This is a genomic window from Rhizobium sp. LjRoot258, from assembly GCF_964254185.1.
Lineage (GTDB): Bacteria > Pseudomonadota > Alphaproteobacteria > Rhizobiales > Rhizobiaceae > Rhizobium.
Genome location: NZ_CAXUST020000002.1, coordinates 1,238,667 through 1,258,668 on the forward strand (window position 1 = coordinate 1,238,667; position 20,002 = coordinate 1,258,668).

At 59.7% G+C, this 20,002-nt stretch carries 19 protein-coding genes; 15 read left to right on the forward strand and 4 right to left on the reverse strand.

The features are described from left to right. Positions 1-31: 31 nt before the first annotated feature. The 9 genes from ACSQ9D_RS26610 (at position 32) to ACSQ9D_RS26650 (ending at position 9,784) form a co-directional block, all read left to right on the forward strand. Positions 32-1,048, forward strand: a complete 1,017-nt coding sequence (locus ACSQ9D_RS26610; RefSeq protein WP_436284835.1) for an ABC transporter substrate-binding protein — start codon at positions 32-34, stop codon at positions 1,046-1,048. Next, complete coding sequence (locus ACSQ9D_RS26615; RefSeq protein ID WP_436284836.1) at positions 1,045-2,085, forward strand: FecCD family ABC transporter permease; 1,041 nt, start codon at positions 1,045-1,047, stop codon at positions 2,083-2,085. Before ACSQ9D_RS26610 ends, ACSQ9D_RS26615 begins: the two co-directional genes overlap by 4 nt. Beyond that, positions 2,082-2,846 carry an ABC transporter ATP-binding protein gene (locus ACSQ9D_RS26620; RefSeq protein WP_436284837.1) on the forward strand — a complete coding sequence of 255 codons (765 nt, stop codon included), beginning with the start codon at positions 2,082-2,084 and terminating at the stop codon, positions 2,844-2,846. Before ACSQ9D_RS26615 ends, ACSQ9D_RS26620 begins: the two co-directional genes overlap by 4 nt. A 634-nt stretch (positions 2,847-3,480) precedes the next feature. Further along, on the forward strand, positions 3,481-4,503 hold the full coding sequence (locus ACSQ9D_RS26625) for an NADP-dependent oxidoreductase (RefSeq protein ID WP_436284838.1): 1,023 nt from the start codon (positions 3,481-3,483) through the stop codon (positions 4,501-4,503). Positions 4,504-4,963: 460 nt separating this feature from the next. After that, entirely contained in the window at positions 4,964-6,109 is a 1,146-nt protein-coding gene (locus tag ACSQ9D_RS26630) for an extracellular solute-binding protein (protein ID WP_436284839.1), read from the forward strand. Positions 6,110-6,120: 11 nt separating this feature from the next. Continuing rightward, on the forward strand, positions 6,121-6,999 hold the full coding sequence (locus ACSQ9D_RS26635) for an ABC transporter permease (RefSeq protein WP_436284840.1): 879 nt from the start codon (positions 6,121-6,123) through the stop codon (positions 6,997-6,999). After that, a complete protein-coding gene (locus tag ACSQ9D_RS26640) occupies positions 6,999-7,823 on the forward strand; it encodes an ABC transporter permease (RefSeq protein ID WP_436284841.1) in 825 nt (274 codons plus the stop codon). The genes ACSQ9D_RS26635 and ACSQ9D_RS26640 overlap by 1 nt, the downstream gene beginning before the upstream one ends. A 37-nt stretch (positions 7,824-7,860) precedes the next feature. Then, positions 7,861-8,940 carry an ABC transporter ATP-binding protein gene (locus ACSQ9D_RS26645; RefSeq protein WP_436284842.1) on the forward strand — a complete coding sequence of 360 codons (1,080 nt, stop codon included), beginning with the start codon at positions 7,861-7,863 and terminating at the stop codon, positions 8,938-8,940. Continuing rightward, on the forward strand, positions 8,933-9,784 hold the full coding sequence (locus ACSQ9D_RS26650) for a glycerophosphodiester phosphodiesterase (RefSeq protein ID WP_436284843.1): 852 nt from the start codon (positions 8,933-8,935) through the stop codon (positions 9,782-9,784). The genes ACSQ9D_RS26645 and ACSQ9D_RS26650 overlap by 8 nt, the downstream gene beginning before the upstream one ends. On the opposite strand, the gene ACSQ9D_RS26655 is transcribed toward ACSQ9D_RS26650, so the two are convergent. Together ACSQ9D_RS26655 and ACSQ9D_RS26660 are read right to left on the reverse strand one after the other, a co-directional pair. Further along, positions 9,775-10,620, reverse strand: a complete 846-nt coding sequence (locus ACSQ9D_RS26655; protein WP_436285181.1) for an inositol monophosphatase family protein — start codon at positions 10,618-10,620, stop codon at positions 9,775-9,777. The two genes, ACSQ9D_RS26650 and ACSQ9D_RS26655, sit on opposite strands and share 10 nt — an antisense overlap. 171 nt (positions 10,621-10,791) lie before the next feature. Next, a complete protein-coding gene (locus ACSQ9D_RS26660) occupies positions 10,792-11,373 on the reverse strand; it encodes a L,D-transpeptidase (protein ID WP_436284844.1) in 582 nt (193 codons plus the stop codon). Between the two features lie 690 nt (positions 11,374-12,063). On the opposite strand from ACSQ9D_RS26660, the gene ACSQ9D_RS26665 reads away from it, so the two are divergent. The 3 genes from ACSQ9D_RS26665 to ACSQ9D_RS26675 are packed head-to-tail and all read left to right on the forward strand — an operon-like array spanning position 12,064 to position 16,614. Beyond that, positions 12,064-13,815: a type I secretion system permease/ATPase gene (locus ACSQ9D_RS26665; RefSeq protein WP_436284845.1), complete on the forward strand. Its 1,752-nt coding sequence runs from the start codon at positions 12,064-12,066 to the stop codon at positions 13,813-13,815. Beyond that, positions 13,812-15,119, forward strand: coding sequence for an HlyD family type I secretion periplasmic adaptor subunit (locus ACSQ9D_RS26670; RefSeq protein ID WP_436284846.1), 1,308 nt, complete (start codon positions 13,812-13,814; stop codon positions 15,117-15,119). Before ACSQ9D_RS26665 ends, ACSQ9D_RS26670 begins: the two co-directional genes overlap by 4 nt. A gap of 58 nt (positions 15,120-15,177) precedes the next feature. Beyond that, positions 15,178-16,614, forward strand: a complete 1,437-nt coding sequence (locus ACSQ9D_RS26675) for a family 16 glycosylhydrolase (RefSeq protein WP_436284847.1) — start codon at positions 15,178-15,180, stop codon at positions 16,612-16,614. An 81-nt stretch (positions 16,615-16,695) separates the two neighbouring features. Here ACSQ9D_RS26675 and ACSQ9D_RS26680 read toward each other — a convergent pair whose 3' ends face one another. Continuing rightward, positions 16,696-17,463 (reverse strand): FadR/GntR family transcriptional regulator, encoded by a 768-nt coding sequence (locus ACSQ9D_RS26680; protein WP_436284848.1) that lies wholly within the window; start codon positions 17,461-17,463, stop codon positions 16,696-16,698. Positions 17,464-17,707: 244 nt separating this feature from the next. Here ACSQ9D_RS26680 and kduI point away from each other — a divergent pair, with 244 nt between their 5' ends. The 3 genes from kduI to kduD are packed head-to-tail and all read left to right on the forward strand — an operon-like array spanning position 17,708 to position 19,658. Beyond that, positions 17,708-18,550: a 5-dehydro-4-deoxy-D-glucuronate isomerase gene (kduI, locus tag ACSQ9D_RS26685; protein WP_436284849.1), complete on the forward strand. Its 843-nt coding sequence runs from the start codon at positions 17,708-17,710 to the stop codon at positions 18,548-18,550. 9 nt (positions 18,551-18,559) lie between these two features. Then, positions 18,560-18,898 carry a cupin domain-containing protein gene (locus ACSQ9D_RS26690; protein WP_037121064.1) on the forward strand — a complete coding sequence of 113 codons (339 nt, stop codon included), beginning with the start codon at positions 18,560-18,562 and terminating at the stop codon, positions 18,896-18,898. 7 nt (positions 18,899-18,905) lie between these two features. Further along, the gene (kduD, locus tag ACSQ9D_RS26695) at positions 18,906-19,658 is read left to right on the forward strand and encodes a 2-dehydro-3-deoxy-D-gluconate 5-dehydrogenase KduD (RefSeq protein WP_436284850.1); all 753 of its coding nucleotides are present in this window, start codon (positions 18,906-18,908) and stop codon (positions 19,656-19,658) included. 127 nt (positions 19,659-19,785) lie between these two features. On the opposite strand, the gene ACSQ9D_RS26700 is transcribed toward kduD, so the two are convergent. After that, positions 19,786-19,998 carry a hypothetical protein gene (locus ACSQ9D_RS26700; protein WP_024317410.1) on the reverse strand — a complete coding sequence of 71 codons (213 nt, stop codon included), beginning with the start codon at positions 19,996-19,998 and terminating at the stop codon, positions 19,786-19,788. Positions 19,999-20,002: the final 4 nt, after the last annotated feature.

Below are 20,002 nucleotides of genomic sequence, written 5' to 3' on the forward strand. Positions count from 1 at the left end.
CAGTGCTTGTCCTTCTTAAATCGAGGTTTCCATGCGCCAGATTCTCGCCGCCATGACGTTCGCCCTCGGGCTGACCGGCCTTGCGGGCACAAGCCTTGCAGCCACCCAATATCCGTTGACTGTCACCAACTGCGGACAAGAAGTTACGTTCAAGAAAGCACCCGAAAAGATCGTCTCGATCGGTCAGGGAATGACCGAGGTCCTTTATTCGCTCGGCCTCGCCGACAAAACCGCGGGAACTGCAGTGTGGGTAGGGCCGGTCCTGCCGCAATATGCCGACGCCAACAGCAAGATCAAACGCCTCGCCGACAATGACCCGAGCTTCGAGGCGGTGGTCGGCGAGGAGCCCGATCTGGTGGCTGCCGAATTCGAATGGCATGTTGGCGCTCAGGGATCGGTCGGCAAGCGCGAGCAGTTCGCTGATCTTGGCATCGACACCTACATCGCACCGACGGATTGCGTCGCAAAAATCAACACCGTTGGTGGAGACGGTGTCCGGAAAGAGCTGTTCACGATGGACCTGATTTACCAGGAGATCACCGAACTAGCGCAAATCTTCGACGTTAAGGATCGCGGTGACGCCTTGGTCGCCAACTTGAAGAAGCGCGAGGCCGACGCCGTCGCGTCCATCGCCGCGGCATCGAGCAAGAACCTGCCCGTGGTGTTCTGGTTCTCCAGCAAGGAAGTCAATGGCGATGCTTTCGTTGCCGGCAAGAACAGTGCGCCCGCATATATTCTGAAGACCATTGCCGCAAAGAATGTGGTGACCACGGAAGAGGAATGGCCGCTGGTGGGCTGGGAGACGATCGCCCAGGCAAACCCGCGCGTCATTGTCATCGCGACCATGGATCGTCGCCGATACGCCGCCGACGATCCGAAGGTGAAGGTCGACTTCCTTGAGAACGATGCGGTCACGAAAGAACTCGACGCCGTCAAGAATAGGCACTTCATCATGATGGACGCCCAGTCGATGAATCCGACGATCCGCACGATCGACGGCATCGAGACTTTGGCGAGCGGCATCAAGTCCTTCGGCTTGGCGCAGTGAGCAGGGCGACATTCCGACCGCGGGCATGGTGGGCGCTACTTGCGCTCACCTTCACCGCATTCCTTCTCATCGGATTGATGATCAGTCTCGCCGTTTCCATCGGAGAAATCGCGATTCCTGTGGTGACGACGGTGAGGGCTGTGTCGAACCGGCTGTTCGGAACGGCGTTCGAACTCAGCCGCATCCACCAAGGCATCATATGGGACTATCGTCTCAGCAGGGCGTTGGTGGCAGCAAGCGCGGGAGCATCGCTGGCCCTTTGCGGGGGGATCCTTCAAGCGCTACTTCGCAACCCCTTGGCGGAACCTTATGTACTCGGCATCTCTGCCGGAGCTTCGACAGGAGCCGTCTGCGTGATGATCCTGGGCTTCGGCTACGGCGTCCTGACGTTGTCGGGTGGTGCCTTTATCGGAGCAGTGATTGCGTTCGTGCTTGTGGGCATACTCGCCACTAGAGCGGGCGGATCGAGCGAGCGCATTATCCTGTGCGGCGTCGCCGGGTCGCAGCTCTTCAATGCCTTGACGTCTTACATCGTCACGACGTCGGCCAATGCCGAGCAAGCGCGCGGCGTATTGTTCTGGCTCCTGGGCTCGCTAAGCGGCGTCCGCTGGCCTGACGTATACCTCTCGGTGCCAATCGCAGTCGCCGGCTTTGTCGTCTTCCTTGTTCATGCCCGTGCCTTGGACGCTTTCGCCTTCGGCACCGATGCCGCGGCCTCACTCGGAATTGCCGTGCGGCGCGTTCAGATCGTTCTTTTTGGTGTGACGGCAGTCATGACTGCCGCGGTCGTCAGCATCGTCGGGTCGATCGGCTTCGTCGGGCTCGTGATACCGCATGCAGCCCGCTTCATCGTCGGGCCTTCCCACGCGCGTTTGCTGCCGGCGACGGCATTCGGCGGATCTATCTTCATGGTCCTCGCCGATATCATCTCACGGATCATCATCCCGCAGCAGATCCTTCCGATCGGCGTGGTCACCGCTCTCTTCGGCGCGCCGGCCTTCGCGGTCATCCTCTATCGTGTCCGGAGGAGCGCGTGAGCATTTCGATCGATAAAGTGACCTACGCCGCCGCCAACACGGTCATCGTTAACGGCGTCACGATCACGGTGGAAACCGGCAAGGTACTTGGTCTGCTCGGACCAAACGGCTCCGGGAAGTCGAGCCTGCTTCGCCTGATCTGCCGTCTGCGCCAGGTGCACAGCGGTGTCATCCGACTTGATGAGGACGATATCTCTGAACTATCGAGAGCAAGTCTCGCCCAACGCGTGGCTCTCGTGGAACAGCAGTCTTCAACCGACACGCAATTGACTGTCCGTGATGTCGTCCAGCTCGGACGGACGCCGCATCGTGGGCGGTTGTTTTCGTGGGCTGCAGAAGACGACGCCGCGGTCAACGACGCGCTCGAACGTGTCGACATGCAGGGTCGGGAAAACCAGCTTTGGCAGACGCTTTCAGGAGGCGAGCGCCAGCGGGTCCATATCGCCAGAGCGTTAGCGCAGAGACCGAGCGAGCTTCTCCTCGACGAACCGACCAACCATCTCGATATCCAGCACCAGCTCGGAATTCTATCCTTGGTCTCGAAACTAGGAATTACCTGCATCATCGCAATGCATGACCTCAATCTAGCAGCCATGTTCTGCGACAGCTTGGCAGTGCTGCAAAAGGGGGAGGTTGTGGCCGGAGGGACAACCGAAGAAGTCCTGACCAAAGAATTGATCGGCCGAGTCTTTGGTGTCCGCGCCCATATCGAGCGGTCGAGCGTGCACGGCCGATATCACATTCAGTACGCGATGGGGTGAAAGGAAGGGCGGAATTCGAGCTGAAGGTCGTTCGCGCGTACTCCTCCAGGACGAGCAGCTTTGGATCAATCCGGAGATCAATTGAAGACCGGCAAATGGGAGGCGTCATCTTCGAAATCGTTGGCAAACCATTTTGACGCTTCCGGATGGTTAGCAAAATAATACACTTAGAGCTTTAGAAAATCCTTTATAATCATTTTGTTATGAATGATTCCTCAACTAATTCTTCACTGTAAAATCCGCAGACATGGCATCGGATCCTTCAGGTGGCGTTAGCGGATCGTATCCTGGCATTCTGGACGATGCGAACTTGAAGTGTTTTCAGCGACCACCAGCAGGGAGCCTGCAACCTTCGCCGACTTCCCACTGTAGGCAGTATTCATCGAAATTGGAGGCCGAGCCGCCAAGCGCCGTTGTCGATCGGGGTTCAAAGAATGAGCGAAGCCACTTTGAAGACTATTGGACCGGCGCTTAGCCGGTCACTGAATGTCTTCGCTCGGCCCATTTCGTCGTTCGAGAGGACAGTAGAAAGGCCTGCTTTGATTCAAACCGTATCAGGGATGTCCAATCCTTGAAGTCGACGCATCGTGCCTATCTGATTGATGTCGAGCGTTGCCAGCAAAGAGAGATCCATATGCCAATCGCCAGACGTGTCGTTCTCGCAAGTAGACCCCAGGGTGCTCCAACTCTCGAAAACTTCCGTTTCGAAGAGCTGGAGTTGTCCGAACCCCAGCAAGGCGAGGTGACCCTTCGGGTTTTGTACCTTTCGCTGGACCCGTACATGCGCGGTCGGATGAGCGACGCCAAGTCCTACGCGGCACCAACGCCAGTGGGTGGTGTCATGGAGGGCGAGACCGTTTGCGAAGTCATTCGCTCGCGTCATCCGGATTTCGCACCCGGCGACAAGGTTCGCGCTCGAACGGGTTGGTGCACCGACGCTGTCGTGAAGGCGGATATTGTCCATCATTTTGATACGCGTGGCGCGCCCATCACGACTGCTGTCGGCGTATTGGGCATGCCCGGTTTCACCGCTTACAGCGGCATGAAGGTTATTGGCCAACCCAAGGACGGTGAAACTGTCGTCGTCGCGGCCGCCTCCGGTCCTGTTGGATCCATGGTCGGACAAATTGCGAAACTCGCCGGGGCAAGGGCGGTTGGCATCGCGGGCGGCAAGAACAAATGCGATTTTGTTCGAGAGGAACTGGGTTTCGACGCGGTGGTGGATCACCGGTCCAAGGACTTCGCATCCGATCTCGAGGCGGCTTGCCCGAAGGGCGTCGATGTCTACTTCGAAAATGTCGGCGGCCACGTCTGGGACGCTGTGCTTCCGCTCTTGAATCAGTTCGCCCGCGTGCCTGTCTGCGGTCTGGTCGCCCAATACAACGGTCCGGGTGCGGCTGAGCATGACAGGCTGCCCGCTACCATGTCGGCAGTCCTGCGACGTAGCCTGCGGATCCGAGGCTTCATTCAGTCGGAATTCGTCAAGGACCACTACGGCGCCTTCGAGAAAGAGATCGGCCCGCTCGTAGCGTCGGGGCAGATCAGGTACAAGGAAGACGTCGTGGACGGTCTCGAGCGCGCGCCTGACGCCTTCATCGGGATGCTGACTGGGAAGAATTTCGGCAAGCTGCTCGTGCGGATGGCAGACATCGACTAACTCTGGCCGAACCCGGCTATGCTGCCGAAACGCGCCGTGTTGGGGACCGCCACCTCTAGACTATTCGCGAAACCCACTCGTTGTCATATTACCAAACACGCGCAATAGACCACCAGGCGAAACGGAAATCTCAGGAGCCGGAAACGACGAGAGACTGCGGTCGTGTGCATGTCGACCGAAACAAGGGGCTTCTCGATCAGTGCCGCAATCTCCCCTTTCGCCTCCCGTCTCGCTGGATGCCATGCTCCCTGCAAAATCGCGTGGCCCGTCTCGTGGGAGACTATTTCGAAGAGCAGAACAGTTCGGGGCGGATGAGGAGCTTGTGGGGGACCCCTCTGGCCGGTCGGGAGAAGGAGGATTGCACAGCTGTGCAATTTTTCGCCAATGCGGCTGCTTGTCATGACACTGTTACGCGTCGGGAATAGCACAGCCTTCTAAATCCGAGCCGAAGGAGAGGGCAATGAACAGACGCGATTTCCTTGTCACCACAACCGCCGCCGCAGGCATGCTGATGCTGCCACGTCTGGCAGCGGCCGCGACAAAGACGATCGATCTCTACAGTGGATCGGACGCGAACATCATCGACTTCTGGAACAACATCGTCCGCCCGGCCTTCGAAAAGGCTCATCCGGATTTGGCTGTGAAGATCACCGACGCTGGTGACAACACCGGGTTGCGCGCGATTGCAGACCGCGCTCTGGCGGCGCTTAAGACAAAGACGGATCCGCAAGCCGATATCTTCGAGCATTTCGATCCGCGCCTTCCGCCGGCTGGCGCCGAAGCTGGGCTCTGGGTGGAATTCTCGGCGCAGAACATTGAAGGCTTCGATCACCTCAACCCGTTGGCCGTCGACAGCAAGTACTCGCTGCCTTACCGCGGATCGCAGGTGTTGCTCGCCTACGACAAGACCAAGCTCGATCCGAAGGATGCTCCCAAGAGCTGGGAGCAGCTGACGGCATGGATCAAGGCCAATCCGGGCCAGTTCATCTACAACCGCCCTGATAAGGGTGGTTCCGGCGGAAACTTCGTGCGCCGTGCCATTCATGAGGCGAACGGCCGCGACCCGAAGAAGTTCACCATCGACAACTTCACCGCTACCTATGCCAGCCAGACACTGACGCCGGCCTGGGCGCTTCTCAACGATCTGGCGCCATCGCTCTACGAAAAGGGCGCCTATACGGCCGGCAACACGCAGTCGATCCAACTTCTCGCACAGGGCGTCGTGACGATGACGCCTGCCTGGTCCGACCAGGTGCTGCAGGCGATTTCGCAGGGCGTTCTGCCGGAGACCACCGGCCTCGTGCAACTGGGTGATCTGGCGCTTTGCGGCGGTTTCTCCCGCATGACCGTGTTCTCGATCGGCGCCAACAAGGATGTCGCGATGACGCTTGCCGCTTTCCTGCTGACCAAGGAAATGCAGGAAGCCATCATCACCGAAATCGGCGGCTTCCCGGGCGTATCCTGGGACCACATCTCGGATGAGCTGCGCCAGAAGTATGCCGACGTCATTCCGGCGACAATCCCCACCTTCCCGAGCGGCGATTGGGAAACCACCGTCAACGATGGTTGGTATCGCAATGTCGCCCCGGGCATCAGCCGCACCTGATGCGCAGGTCAATGACACTTCCGCTGCTGGCGCGGCTTTCTGCGCCGGCGAGCGGGCAGGGCTGGGTGGGGCTTGCCTTGGTTGCCCTGCCTGTCCTTCTTCTGACTTGGTTGATCATCTACCCGATCCTGTCGGCGGTGGCGAGCACGGTCTTCGTCGCTCAGCCGGACGACGCATCAGCGCTGTCCTTCGCCTCCTACCGCTTCTTCTTCAGCGACCAGTACAGTCGCGCCAATCTGTGGATCACGCTTTGGACGACGCTGGTTTGCGGCGTGCTGCTTCTGGCAATCGGCCTGCCGATCGCGCTCTACCTTCGCTTTTCGCGCGGACGGCTCTCAGCCTATGTGCAAGGGCTCGCCATCTTCCCGATGTTCGTGCCGTCGATCATCCTGTCCTATGCCCTCATCCGCACCATCGGCCCGAATGGCGCCGTTGATGTCCTGCTGAACGCCGTTGGATTGCCCAAGCTGCCGTCGCCCTACTTGACCCCGTGGGGGCCGGTCATCGGCCTCGCCTGGGATAACCTGCCGCTGACAGTCCTGATGTTGACGGCCGGACTGGGAAATATCCCGAAAAGCTCGATCGAAGCCGCGCGCGACGTTGGTGCCTCGCCGCTGCGCGTCTTCCTATCGATCATCATGCCGCGCATGGGCAATTCACTGCTTGTTACCGCCTCCTTCGCGATCCTCGGGATATTCTCGTCCTTCACGCTGCCTTATCTTCTGGGACCGGCCTCGCCAGAGATGATGGGCCCCTTCATGCAGCGGACGTTTTCTGACATGAACGACCCCGTCAACGCGCTGACGCAGGCTGTCATCGCCTTCGGCTTCTGCCTCGTCTTCGGGATTTTCTATGTGCGTTCGATCGCCCGGAACAGGGGAGGCGGGTGATGAGGCCTGGAAGGCTCTCAGTCGCGCAGGCGGATTGGATCGGCGTCTTGCTGGCATTGTTGCTGACGTTGTTCATCGCTTTGCCGCTCGTTGTTGTTGGCACCTGGGCCTTTAGCGAGGTCTGGCGCTACCCCGCTGTGATCCCGCAGCAATTCGGGCTACGCTACTGGTCGCTGACGCTGTCGCGAACCGATGTCTGGGAAGCTCTTTTTCTCAGCCTTCGCCTTGCCACGACGGTAACTGTTCTGTCCGCCGTGATCTGTCTTCCGGCCGCCTATGCTTTCGCGCGCATGAAATTTCCGGGCAGGAACGTCCTCTTTCTGTCGTTCCTCGCGTCGCATGCATTCCCAAAATTCGGGCTCCTGGTGGCGATTGCCGGCATCTTTCTGCAGATCGGGCTGATCAGCACGTTCTGGGGCGTGGTCCTCATTCAATTGGTCGGAACCCTGATGCTGATGATCTGGATTCCCGTCGCAGCGTTCCAGAACGTCGATCGCCGGATGGAAGAGGCAGCGCGTGATGCCGGAGCGACCCCTTTGCGTGCCTTCTGGTCGATCACCTTGCCGCAGGCGGCGCCGACGATCGTGGCCGCCGTCTTGCTGACCTTTGTCGGGACCTTCTACGAAACCGAAGGGGCGTGGCTGATCGGTGCGCCGGAGATCCGCACGATGCCGGTGCTGATGGTCACCTTCATCAACAACCAGATCGTCGTTCAATATGGCGCGGTGCTATCGGTGATGCTGTGGGTTCCCTCTTTCATTGCGCTGATGCTTGCCCGCAAGGTGGTCGGTACCGGAACCTTTGCAAAGGGGTTGGGGGCATGACATTTATTGCTGCGGATCACGCCAGGAAGGGCTCCAGATGGCACGCTTGACGATAAAAGGCATCTCCAAGAGCTTCGGCGCCACCTCGGCGGTCCGCGATGTCTTCCTCGATGTCGAAGACGGAGAACTGGTCTGCCTGCTTGGTCCTTCCGGATCAGGAAAGTCGACATTGCTGCGCATGATTGGCGGCTTCGAAGAGCCGACCGCGGGAAACATCCTGATCGATTCAAAGGATGTTACATCAATGCCGCCGGAGAAGCGTCCGACAGGCATGGTGTTCCAGAGCCACGCGCTGTGGACGCACATGGACGTCTTCAACAACGTCGCATTCGGTCTCAAGCTTCGCCGCCTTCCGAAAGCCGACATCCGGGAGCGCGTTGAACAGGCGCTGGTGCTTGTCGGTCTTGCCGACTACGCCAAGCGCATGACGACACAGCTTTCCGGTGGCCAGCAGCAGCGTGTGGCGCTTGCCCGCTCACTTGTGCTCGAGCCAAAGATCCTTCTGCTCGACGAACCCTTCGCCAGCCTCGATCAGCACCTGCGCGAGCGGTTGCGCGAGGAGGTGCGCGACATTCAGCAGCGGCTTGGCATCACGACGCTCTTCGTCACGCACGGACAGGATGAAGCGCTCGCGCTCGCCGACCGGATCGTCGTGATGCGCGATGGCTGCACCGAACAGATCGCGCCGCCCGATCGCATCTACCGCCAGCCGGAGACCGAATTCGTCGCCGGCTTCATCGGTTCGATGAACTTCGTTCGCACGACTGTGAGGGGTGGTGTCAGCCAGCATGCAGCCTTTGCGCTTTCCGTTCCCGTTGCAGACGGGGAAGTGGTGCTTGCCGTTCGGCCGGAAGCGCTGTCGCTTGTCGCGGCGAACGGGATGGGTGGCGGCATCGTTCATCGCAGCATCGATTTTGGCACCCATAAGATCGTCGAGGTTGATCTTGCCGACGGAGCGAGGGTGAAAGCAATGACATCGAGCAACAGCGCCTGGGCGAAGGGCGCGTCAGTGGAGCCGGTAGCCTCGGCCTTCAGGGCGTTCCGGGACAACCGGCTCGTTCACGAGTCCGGTGCGATAGCGGCACGACAGAACGATCGGGTGTTTGGGCATGCTTGAGCGCCGCGGAATTGCGATTGAAAGAGCCGGGCATCGCACCTGGCTGAAGTGGCACCGAGGACACCGCTTTGCCGGCGACATTTCCTTCACGGGCGAACGCATCGTTGATGGCATGGAACTCGGCGCCAGCGTGGAGATCGATCTCGTGCGCTTTGCCGGTGATGGCTTTGCTGTGCTGCATGATGAGACGCTTGATGCCGCGACAACCGGTTCCGGTCCGGTTCGCGAGGCATCCGAGGCCTATTTGCGTGGTCTTTATCTTCGCGACCCTTTCGGGGCGCCGAGCGGACACAAGGTGATGATGCTCGAGGATCTTGCGCAACTGCTCGGTCAAATCAGCCGACATCCAAGAGCTGGTCTGCAGCTTGACCTGAAAGAGAATTCAGACGCTATTTCCGACGAAGATATCGCCGCATTCGCGGCTGCCATTTCGCCTGTTGTGGGTTCGGTTATTCTTTCAGGTGGTGATTCGGCTGCCGTCGAGCGGCTCTCGCAGGCTGTGCCCGAGATGGCAATCGGCTACGACCCGTGCCACGATGGGGCCATGGAGCGGCTGATGGAAACCCGCGATTTCGCGGGCTTTGTTGCGGTCGCTCTGCGCGCAGTGCCACGCGCGCAGATGATCTATCTCGATCGCCGTTTGGTGCTCTATGCCGATCAGGCGGGCTATGACCTGATTGGCGCATTTCACGAGGCCGGACGGGTCGTCGACGCCTATACCATCAACTCGGCCGTGCCGTCTGCCTTACCGGGCGTCAAGCGCCTATTGGAGCTGAAAGCTGACCAGATCACGACGGATGACCCGGTCGGTTTGGAACGGCTTCTGATGGACGATCAGGCCTGAAAACCTTCGACGAGCCAGGGGTGGAGAACCCGATTGCCGGCAAGGACGTCTCCGTTGGCGGTGACGGGTCCACCATTGAAAGCGGTAACCTCACCGCCTGCCTCACGCACCAGCAGGGCGGAGGCGGCGTAATCGTGCAATGACAATCCATCCTCGAAAAAGCCGTCCAGCCGCCCGCAGGCGACATAGGCGATCGATAATGCCGCTGACCCAAGCCGCCGTACCCCTGCGGTGGTGGCCATCAATCGTTTGAGCGCGCTGAAATAAATCTCCTCGGGCACGGCCTTGAGTTGGCCCGGGATCGGCAAGCCAGCTCCGACGAGCACGTCTTCGATCCCCTTGGAGCTCACGCACCGGATGCGCTCGCCATTCAGATACGATCCGCCGCCCAGTTCGGCGCTGAAGAGCTCGTCCAGCATTGCGTCATAGACGACGCCGGCGACGATCTCAGCATCTTCGACGATCGAGATCGTCATGCCGAAATGTGGGATGCCCCAGGCGAAATTCGTCGTCCCGTCGATTGGATCGATATAGATGATGGGAGCGCCATCCTTTGCGTTCCGGTTGCCAACCGCTTCCTCGCCCTTGATCGCGTAGGAGGGGAAGGACGTGCTCAGCGCGTCGACGATGATCCGCTCGACGGCAACGTCAATCTCGGTCTGATAATCCCTCGGCGCTTTCGCCAGCAATTCGCCAACGAGGCGGCGGCGCAAAGAGCTGCGCGCTTTGGTGCCTCCCTCGAGGACGGCTTTTGCCAATGCGGCAAGGCGCGGCGAGGCGGTCGGTGAGATGCGGGGTGACACTGGAGAGAGTTCGGTGGGATCTGGATTCGACATCGTTACTAGGTCATGGCAGAGCCGGATGAAGCTTTGATGACGAAACGCCGGACTGAGTGTTGGCACCTTGCGTGCAACGGCGGGATCGCTTTGCTGGGTTTGCTTTGCCAATCGAGCTCCCAAAGCCGCCATCCTGGACATTGAGGGATCAGGGTTATCCTTGCCCTAGAGTCATCGCCGGATGATCACACGCGTTCCCGGTCGGACCATTTCGTAGAGCTCCTCGACATCCTCTCGGTACATGCGAAAGCAACCGCTCGATGCATTGGTGCCAATAGAAGAGGGATCATTGGTGCCATGAATGCGCAATAGGCCGTCGGCAAGATAAATGGCGCGCGTACCAAGTGGATTGGAAGGGCCCGGCTTCACGACGACCGGCAGCCTGGGGTTCTTCTGGCGCATGCCAGCCGTTGGTCGCCACTCAGGATGCTTGCGCTTCGACGTGACGTGTGTTGTGCCGTACCATCGTTTCCCGTCGCGCCCGACAGCAATCGGATAGGCGAGCTGCTCGCCCCAGGGCGTCGTATAAACAAGCGTGTGCTCCCGCGTGGCGATGACAATTGTCCCCTTTCCACTCCTCGTCCGTGGTTGGCGTTCTGGCATTGGCTCGTCGTAAACCGGCGGCGGTCCATATGATCCATACGGGTCATAGTAGTCGTAGTCGCCGTAGTCGTCATACGGTCCGTAAATCTGGGCCTGAGCCTGAAAGACGATTAGCAAAAGCGCTGTTGCAAATAGAGCCAGGAATTTCATTTCCGCTATCCGCTTGTTTTGCAAGAAAGATTGCCTCGAAATCTATGGCGGCATTGTGGCACACGTTGTTCTGACAATGGAGCCATACACAAGTGCTTGCTTCCGCGCGTTTTCGGTCATTTTGAGGGGCGTGATGTTCGCGAACCTCACAATGCGATGCCAATTGTCGGCTCCAGGAGTTGAGCAAAGTTCTCAGCCAGATGCCTGCGCGCGTTTGCTGGTCAAAGACGTCGCAATACAGCGCGATACTTGGTCCAATGCTGCGGAACCTGTCTAATCATTCGGTGCTGGCATTTCTTGCTCGCCAATCAGCTGCAGCCGCAGATCAAGTGGCCGGGATCGCGCTCGGCGAGACTTGCGCTGCCTTTGAAGTTGCGGCCTGAAACGCAAATCCAAACGCAAATGCAACCAGAACTGTGTATAATACAAGAAATACACTCGCCAGTATTAGAAGATTGGCCGGCAATCGCGCTGCCGCGCTTGAATGAAGACAGTCGTTTGACGAAGTAACTGGACCACGACTTCGCGCTTAACGCTTGGTTTGGTGTGTTAGTGCTCAATGGAACAGATGCCGCTGTTTGCGGTCGTCATCCAATCCCTTTTGGCTCAGTCTAGGCAACCTATCTCGATGTCTCGGGCCACCGGCGCTTCGGCAACGGTGCGTCTGCGCTAAGACCACAAGGAGCCCAGTTGTCTGAAGTCAAATCCCCTCCACAGCCGCGACCTCTGCTTGGCCTCTTTTCGTCATTGCGCGTCGCCGCTCTGGGTCTTGGCGTGACCAGTTGCCTCGTCAACGTCCTGGCGCTCACTGGTTCGTTCTTCATGCTTCAGGTCTATGACCGTGTCATTCCGAGCCGCAGCCTGCCGACGCTCGTCGGTTTGGCCGTCATCGTTGTCGCTCTCTTCGCCTTCCAGTGGCTGCTTGATCTAACGCGGTCGCTGCTGCTCGGTCAGGTCGGACGAACTGTCGACGAGCGTTTCTCAGGGCGTGCCTTTCTCTCAGTCGCCTTTTCGGCATCGCGCAAACCTTCGCCCGGAGATGGACTGCAGACGATCCGTGATATCGACACGGTGCGTGGCTTCCTGTCCGGCCCTGGTCCGTCGGCATTGTTCGATCTGCCTTGGATGCCGTTCTATCTCGCCCTGTGTTTCCTTTTTCACAGTTGGATTGGCTTAACGGCCACAGCTGGCGCCCTGATATTGACGGGGCTGGCGTTGCTTGCCGAGCTCAAGTCGCGCGAACCGACAAGAGAGACGGTCGCGATCCTTCAAGAACGGATGGCATTTGCCGAAACAGCGAGGCGCAATTCGGAAGCCGTCGTCGGAATGGGCTTTGCGGCAATGCTTTCGGCGCGATGGGCTGAGATCAACCAGCGCCACCTCGACAGTCATTTGCGCACGGCCACTCTCGTCAACTCGCTGTCGACGCTGTCACGGTCCGCGCGCATGCTGCTGCAGTCCGCCGTGCTGGCTGTCGGTGCGATATTGGTCATTCGTCAGGAAGCCACCGGCGGCATCATGATTGCCAGCTCCATTCTCGTTAGCCGCGCTCTCGCGCCGATCGAGCTTGCCATCGCACATTGGCGAGGATTTGCAGCAGCGCGACAGGCCTGGTCGCGGCTCGGCCGGGACGTACGGCTCACGGAAGAGACGCGCCACGACGTCGCGCTGCCGGCGCCGCGCCAATCACTGACGGTGGAAAATCTTCATCTCGGGGCTCCCGGCTCGAAAATGCCGATCATTCGCGGACTGTCTTTCGAGATCAGAGCGGGCGAGGCAGTTGGTATCGTTGGCCCGAGCGCCTCGGGCAAATCTTCGCTGGCGCGCGCTATCGTAGGGCTATGGCCAGCCTTTGGCGGAGATATCAGGCTGGATGGTGCGTCGCTTTCACAATGGGCGCCGGAGGCGCGCGGCCGCCATATCGGTTACCTGCCACAGGACGTCTCGTTGTTCGAAGGGACGATTGCCGAAAACATCGCCCGGTTCGACCCGGAAGCCTCTTCGGCGTTGATCATCGCTGCCGCTAGAGCCGCGGGTGTCTACGACATGATCGTCGGCTTCGCTGAAGGGTTCGATACACGGGTCGGCGAGCAAGGCAGGGCCCTGTCCGCGGGCCAGCGGCAGCGCATCGGGTTGGCAAGGGCACTCTACGCCGATCCGTTCCTCGTCGTGCTGGATGAGCCGAATTCCAATCTCGACGTCGAGGGCGAATTGGCGCTGGCACAGGCGATCGATGGTATTCGATCGCGCCAAGGGGTGGTGCTCGTCATTGCCCACCGGTCAAGTGTGCTGTCTGGCGTCGACAAGGTGCTGGTTCTCGAAGGTGGCCGCGCCAAAGCGTTTGGCCCCAAGAGCGATATTCTCAGGACCGGGCCAAAGCCAACCGCTGCCACCGGCTCCTTCGTCCGACTGCTGCGTGCCGGAGGGGAGGTGTCGTCATGATCAGAGCAGCCGTGACATCGACAGAACGGGCAATCCGCCGCCTCACTTTGCTCGCTCTGGCAACCGCCATCCTTCTTGTCGGCGTGCTTGGCGGGCTTGCCTCGGCGATCCGCATAAATGGCGCGGTGATCGCTCAGGGAACACTTGTCGTCGACAGCTACGTCAAGCCGGTGCAGCACCAGAAGGGCGGCACCGTGGGGCAGGTCTTCGTCCGCAACGGTGATCGCGTCCGGGCTGGCCAGATCCTCGTCCATCTCGATGACACGCAGACGAAGGCGAACCTTGCGATCATATCGCGACGGCTAAGAGAGCTTGCGGCGCGATCCGCCAGGCTTGCAGCAGAGCGCGACGGCCATGATGCCGTCGCTTTTCCGGCGGTCGTCAGCGGCACCGATGCCGCTCAGGCTGCCGCCCTCGTGAGCGCCGAGCAGCGATTGTTCGATGACCGCCGCGCATCGCTTCGCGGACGGACGGCGCAACTGCGCGAGCGCGTACGCCAGCTCGAGCAGCAGGCCGAAGGTCTGACGGCTCAGCAGGATGGCAAACGCCGTGCGATCGGCATCATCGACAAGGAACTCGCAAGCCTTGAGCCGCTGCTTCGACAGGGAGCCATTCCGGCAACACGCGTCTACGCCTTGCAACGTGATGCGGCTGATTTGACGGGAGAGCTCGGCAGCCTCGTTGCCTCGACAGCCGAAATCAAGGGCAAGATCGCCGAAACAGAGCTGCAGATTATCCAGGTGGGGGACGATCATCGAAGTGAGGTATCCGAGCAGCTCAGACAGGCCGAGGGCGACAGCGGCGAATATGCCGAGCGCCGCATTGCAATAGAGGATGAGCTGCGACACGTCGACCTCAGGGCGCCGCAAGACGGCATCGTCCACCAGCTCGCCGTCCATGCGCCGGGGGCCGTGATTTCGCCCGGCGAGGCCATCATGCAGATCGTGCCCGATCACGATGTGCTCACGCCCGAACTGAAGCTGTCGCCACAGGATGTCGACCAGGTCGCTGTTGGCAAGGAGGTCAGCCTGCGGTTCTCCGCGTTCAGTTACAGGACGACGCCGGAACTGAAGGGACGCGTTGTGTCCATATCCGCTGACCTGACGACGGACACACATTCCGGTCAATCCTATTACACGCTTCGGGTCGCAGTGCCTGAAAACGAATGGCAGAGGCTTGGCGCGCTGGCACCGGTTGCCGGAATGCCCGTCGAAGCGTTTATCGAGACCGGCGAGCGCACAGCACTCGGTTATCTCGCAAAGCCGTTCACGGACCAGCTGGCCCGCGCATTTCGGGAGGAATAGTGGCAGCCATGGGAGGAGCAAGACCCTTGAGACCTATCAAAACCCGAAGGAGTTGATAATGGCAAAGTCGATACAAAACGCCGTCGGCCAAGCGCTGTACTACAGCGGCGCCTCGACCGCATGGTTTTCCGCGACCGGTTCCGGCCCGGTGCTGAACGGAACCGCCGGCAACGATTCAATATGGGGTGACAGTTCCGTCAATGTGACCATGCACGGCGGAACCGGCGACGACATCTACTATCTCTATTCCAGCATAAATCGCGCGGTGGAGGCGCCTGGAGCAGGGATCGACACGATCAACACCTGGATGAGCTACACACTGCCTGCGAATTTCGAGAACCTGACCGTCACCGGCAACGGGCGCTATGCCTTCGGCAATGCGCAAGACAACATCATCTCCGGAGCCTCGGGTAGCCAGACGCTTGATGGCGCCGCTGGCAACGACGTGCTGATTGGCGGAGGTGGGGCCGATACATTCATCTTCTCCCGGGGCAACGGCAGCGATCTGATCGTTGATTTCAGCAGCGACGATACCGTGCGGCTGAACAGCTATGGGCTTTCGTCCTTCCAGCAGGTTCTGGCTCATACCACTCAGGAGGGCGCCAATCTGCGGCTCGATCTCGGCGGCGGCGAGAGCCTCGTTTTTGCCAATACCGATGCCTCCAAACTGCAGGCCAGCCAATTTCAGTTGACGCTCGACCGCTCACATCTGGCGTTGAGCTTCGACGACGAGTTCAACAGCCTGTCTCTGCGCAACGGAGATCAGGGCACATGGGATGCGAAGTTCTGGTGGGCTCCGGAACGCGGCAGCCCGTTGACCGGAAACGGCGAGCTGCAGTGGTACATCAATCCGTCCTACGCGCCGACGGCAGCGGCAAATCCGTTCTCGGTGAACAATGGCGTGCTGACGATCTCGGCGGAACCTGCCTCCCAGGCAATCCAGGCGCAGATCGACGGCTACGACTACACATCAGGACTTCTGAACACCCATTCCTCCTTTGCCCAGACCTATGGCTATTTCGAAATCCGCGCCGATATGCCGACAGAGCAGGGCGTCTGGCCGGCCTTCTGGCTGCTTCCGGAGGACGGGTCCTGGCCGCCCGAGCTCGATGTCGTTGAGATGCGCGGGCAGGACCCGAACACGGTCAATGTGACGGTACACAGCGACCATAACGGAGCGCATACGATGACCTCCTTTCCCGTCAAAGTGCCGAGCACCGACGGGTTCCACAACTACGGCGTCCTTTGGGACGAGGATCATGTCACATGGTACTTCGATGACGTCGCAGTGGCGCAGACCGATACGCCTGCGGACATGCACGACCCGATGTACATGCTGGTCAACCTTGCTATCGGCGGCCCCGCGGGAACGCCGTCGAACGGGCTGGCGAACGGTTCGGAAATGCATATCGACTATATCAGGGCGTATGCCCTTGCGGACACTCCGGCGCTCGCCGCCACCGAAGCCAGCGCGGGCAGCGATTGGCACATTTGATGGAACGCAGCCGGGTCAGGAGGACGTTGCCAGCGTCGCGATGACATCCGTCAATCCGGGCCATTTGAGCGTCCTTATCCGTTAGGTCGCTTCGATATCGCTTTGGTATCGCGTTCGCCGATCCCGCAGGCGTTCGCGATATCGTTCCTGGCTGGCCGACAGATGAGCGCGCATGGCATCGCGTGCGGCAGCAGCGTCGCCTGCAGAAATTGCATTGAGGATTGCAAGATGTTCTCTTTGTAACCCGGCCTGATAGCTGAAGGAGAGCACGTCTTCCGCCGCATAGGGTGACGTTACGTCACACGGGATGGTGCGCGCGCCTAGCGCATCGAGAACCTCGACATAGAAAGGGTTGTTGGTCGCCTCGGCAACGGATCGGTGGAAAGCAAAGTCAGCCTGGCCTGTCGGTTTGCCAAGCTGCAGGAGGCGGTCGAATTCAAAAAAGCTCTCCTGGATTTGGGCTTCCTGTGACGCGTTCCTGCGGGTTGCGGCCAGCGCCGCACTTTCCGTTTCAAGCGCGATGCGCACTTCGAGCACGTTCAGCGCGTGCGATATGTTGCTTGATCTATCCTGTCTTTTGGTCGGACCGGACGTCTGATGGCCGATCACGAAAATACCTGCCCCCTGCCTGGTTTCCAGCAATCCATCGGCCACCAGGGCTGCGATTGCCTCGCGAATGACAGTCCTGCTGACATCGAAGGTCCCGGCGAGCTGGGTCTCGGTCGGCAACTTCTGGCCCAGGGAGACCTGGCCCGAAAGGAAATCCTGGCGAAGGGAGCCGGCAATCCGTTCGGAGAGCTTCTGACGTCTGGATGCAGTGAGATCGACCTGAGGAGGGGTGGTGTTCAAGAGTATCGTCGTCTCCGTGAAGGGTGCTGAAGCATATCGCCAGCGGCACACAAAGACAACATGTCTCGAAGTCATCATACAAATATTATAGCAGAGGGATCCAGCTGTAACTAGTTGGCAACGTTTGGTAATTTTTGCCATCGGTGAGCATGGATGGATTTGTTGCGGGTGAATGGATCGCGGCGTGTTGCTGAAGTGTGATCAATATGTATGATGACTTCAGCTGAAGGCCCTGGGGGGCATCATGAGTCACACCGACTATACCAATCGCTTCGCGATTGATCCGAAGACCGCAGCCGGCTTTGGAACCGCCGAGCTTCGCGAGAACTTCTTGCTGCCGCCGCTGTTTGTTGCTGGGCGCATCCAGCTTCACTACACCAATTATGACCGCATGATTGTCGGCGGTGCCATGCCGACTTCGGGAGCGCTCGCACTGGAAACGATCAAGCCGGCAGGAACGGACGCGCTTCTGGCGCGCCGCGAGCTGATCGCGGTCAACATTGGTGGTGCCGGCGCTGTCGTTGTCGATGGCGAGCGCTTTTTGGTCGGGACGCGCGACATGATCTATGCCGGGCTCGGCTCCTCGGTAACGTTCGAATCTGCCTCCGCGGAAGAGCCGGCGAAATACTATCTGCTGAGTGCGCCAGCGCATATGCGCCACCCGACCAGGCATATTGGCATCGCCGATGCCAAGCGTCTCGATCTCGGTGCGCAGGCGACGAGCAACGAGCGTACGATCTTTCAATTCATCCACCCGGAAGGCGCAAGGACCTGTCAGCTCGTCGTCGGTATGACGACGCTTGCGGCGGGCTCCGTCTGGAACACCATGCCCTGCCATGTTCACGATCGGCGAATGGAGGCCTATCTCTATTTCGATCTGCCGGAAAGAGCACGCGTCGTGCATCTGATGGGAGAGCCCGGCGAGACGCGCCACCTCATCGTGGACAATGAGGAGGCCATTCTGTCACCGGGTTGGTCCATCCATTCCGGTGTCGGTACATCGAGCTATACATTCATCTGGGCAATGGCCGGCGACAATGTCGACTATACCGACGTCGATCTCGTCGCCATCGAAGATCTGAAGTGAGGAGGCTGTATGACAGCGAGTGATCTTTTCGTATCGGGCAACAGTGCAGAGTGGAAGAACCCGGAGCCGGGCGTCACCCGTCGCATCATGGCCTACCTGCCTGAAATGATGATGGTCGAGGTCGTCTTCGAAAAGGACGCCGTCGGCGCGCTGCATTCTCATCCGCACATCCAGGCAAGCTATGTTGCGGAAGGCAGCTTCGAGGTGACGATCGATGGCAGGACCGAAACGCTTCACCAGGGAGGAAGCTTCATCGTTCCTCCCGACCTGGTCCACGGGGTCAGGGCTCTTGCCAAGGGTCGGCTGATCGATACGTTCACGCCGCATCGCGCCGAATTCCTCAAGTGAGATGCCTATGACCATGTTCGATCTTTCCGGGCAGGTCGCCGTCGTCACCGGCGCAAACACCGGCATCGGTCAGGCAATTGCCGTGGCACTGGCAGGTGCCGGCGCCTCGATTGTCGCTGTCGGTCGCTCATCCATGGACGAGACGCAGGCGGCTGTCCAAACCGCAGGTGCACGGTTTCACGTGATCAAGGCAGACCTTGGTTCGATCGAACCGGTCAAGGCTATTGTTGACGAAACAGTGGCGACATTCGGCAGGCTCGATATTCTCGTCAACAATGCCGGCATCATCCGGCGTGCCGACGCTATCGATTTCACGGAAGCTGACTGGGATGCAGTCATGGACGTCAATCTGAAGACCGTCTTCTTCCTGTCGCAGGCTGCTGCCCGGCACATGCTGGAAAGAGGTAGCGGCAAGATCATCAACATTGCCTCGTTGCTGTCGTTCCAAGGCGGAATTCGCATTCCATCCTATACGGCAGCAAAAAGCGGGCTTGCCGGATTGACGCGCCTGCTGGCTTGTGAGTGGGCGGGCAAAGGCATCAATGTCAATGCCATCGCCCCTGGCTATGTCGTCACGAACAATACCGCCGCTCTTCGCGAGGATCTGGAGCGCAGCGCCGGCATCCTTGCCCGCATTCCCGCGGGGCGCTGGGGAGACCCGGCAGATCTTGGAGGTGCCGCCGTGTTTCTGGCGTCAAAAGCCTCGGACTATGTCCACGGGACGGTGATGCCGGTGGATGGCGGATGGCTCGCGCGCTAAGCGCGCAGAGTGAAGCGGATCGACTTGGATTGTGCCCATCGCTGAAATCGCGCGACGCGTTCAACCTCGGGCCGGGCTCGATTGTCCGGGCCAGCAAATGAGGGCGTCTTTCACATCTGCTCTCCGGTTACGGGGAGTTGATCGACGGCAGGAAGAACTCAACTTCCTTCCGCCGGCGTGCTTCCAAACCCTCTACGCGATCATGCCAGAACTGCTCCGCGGCAGGCGGATCCGCCTCCCATGCGCGAACAGTCTGCTGGTTGTCGTCGATCTTGACGCGTCTCTTCCCGCCGAGCCGCAGATATTCCTCCGCAAGCCGGCGGCCCTCCGTCATTTCCATCTCT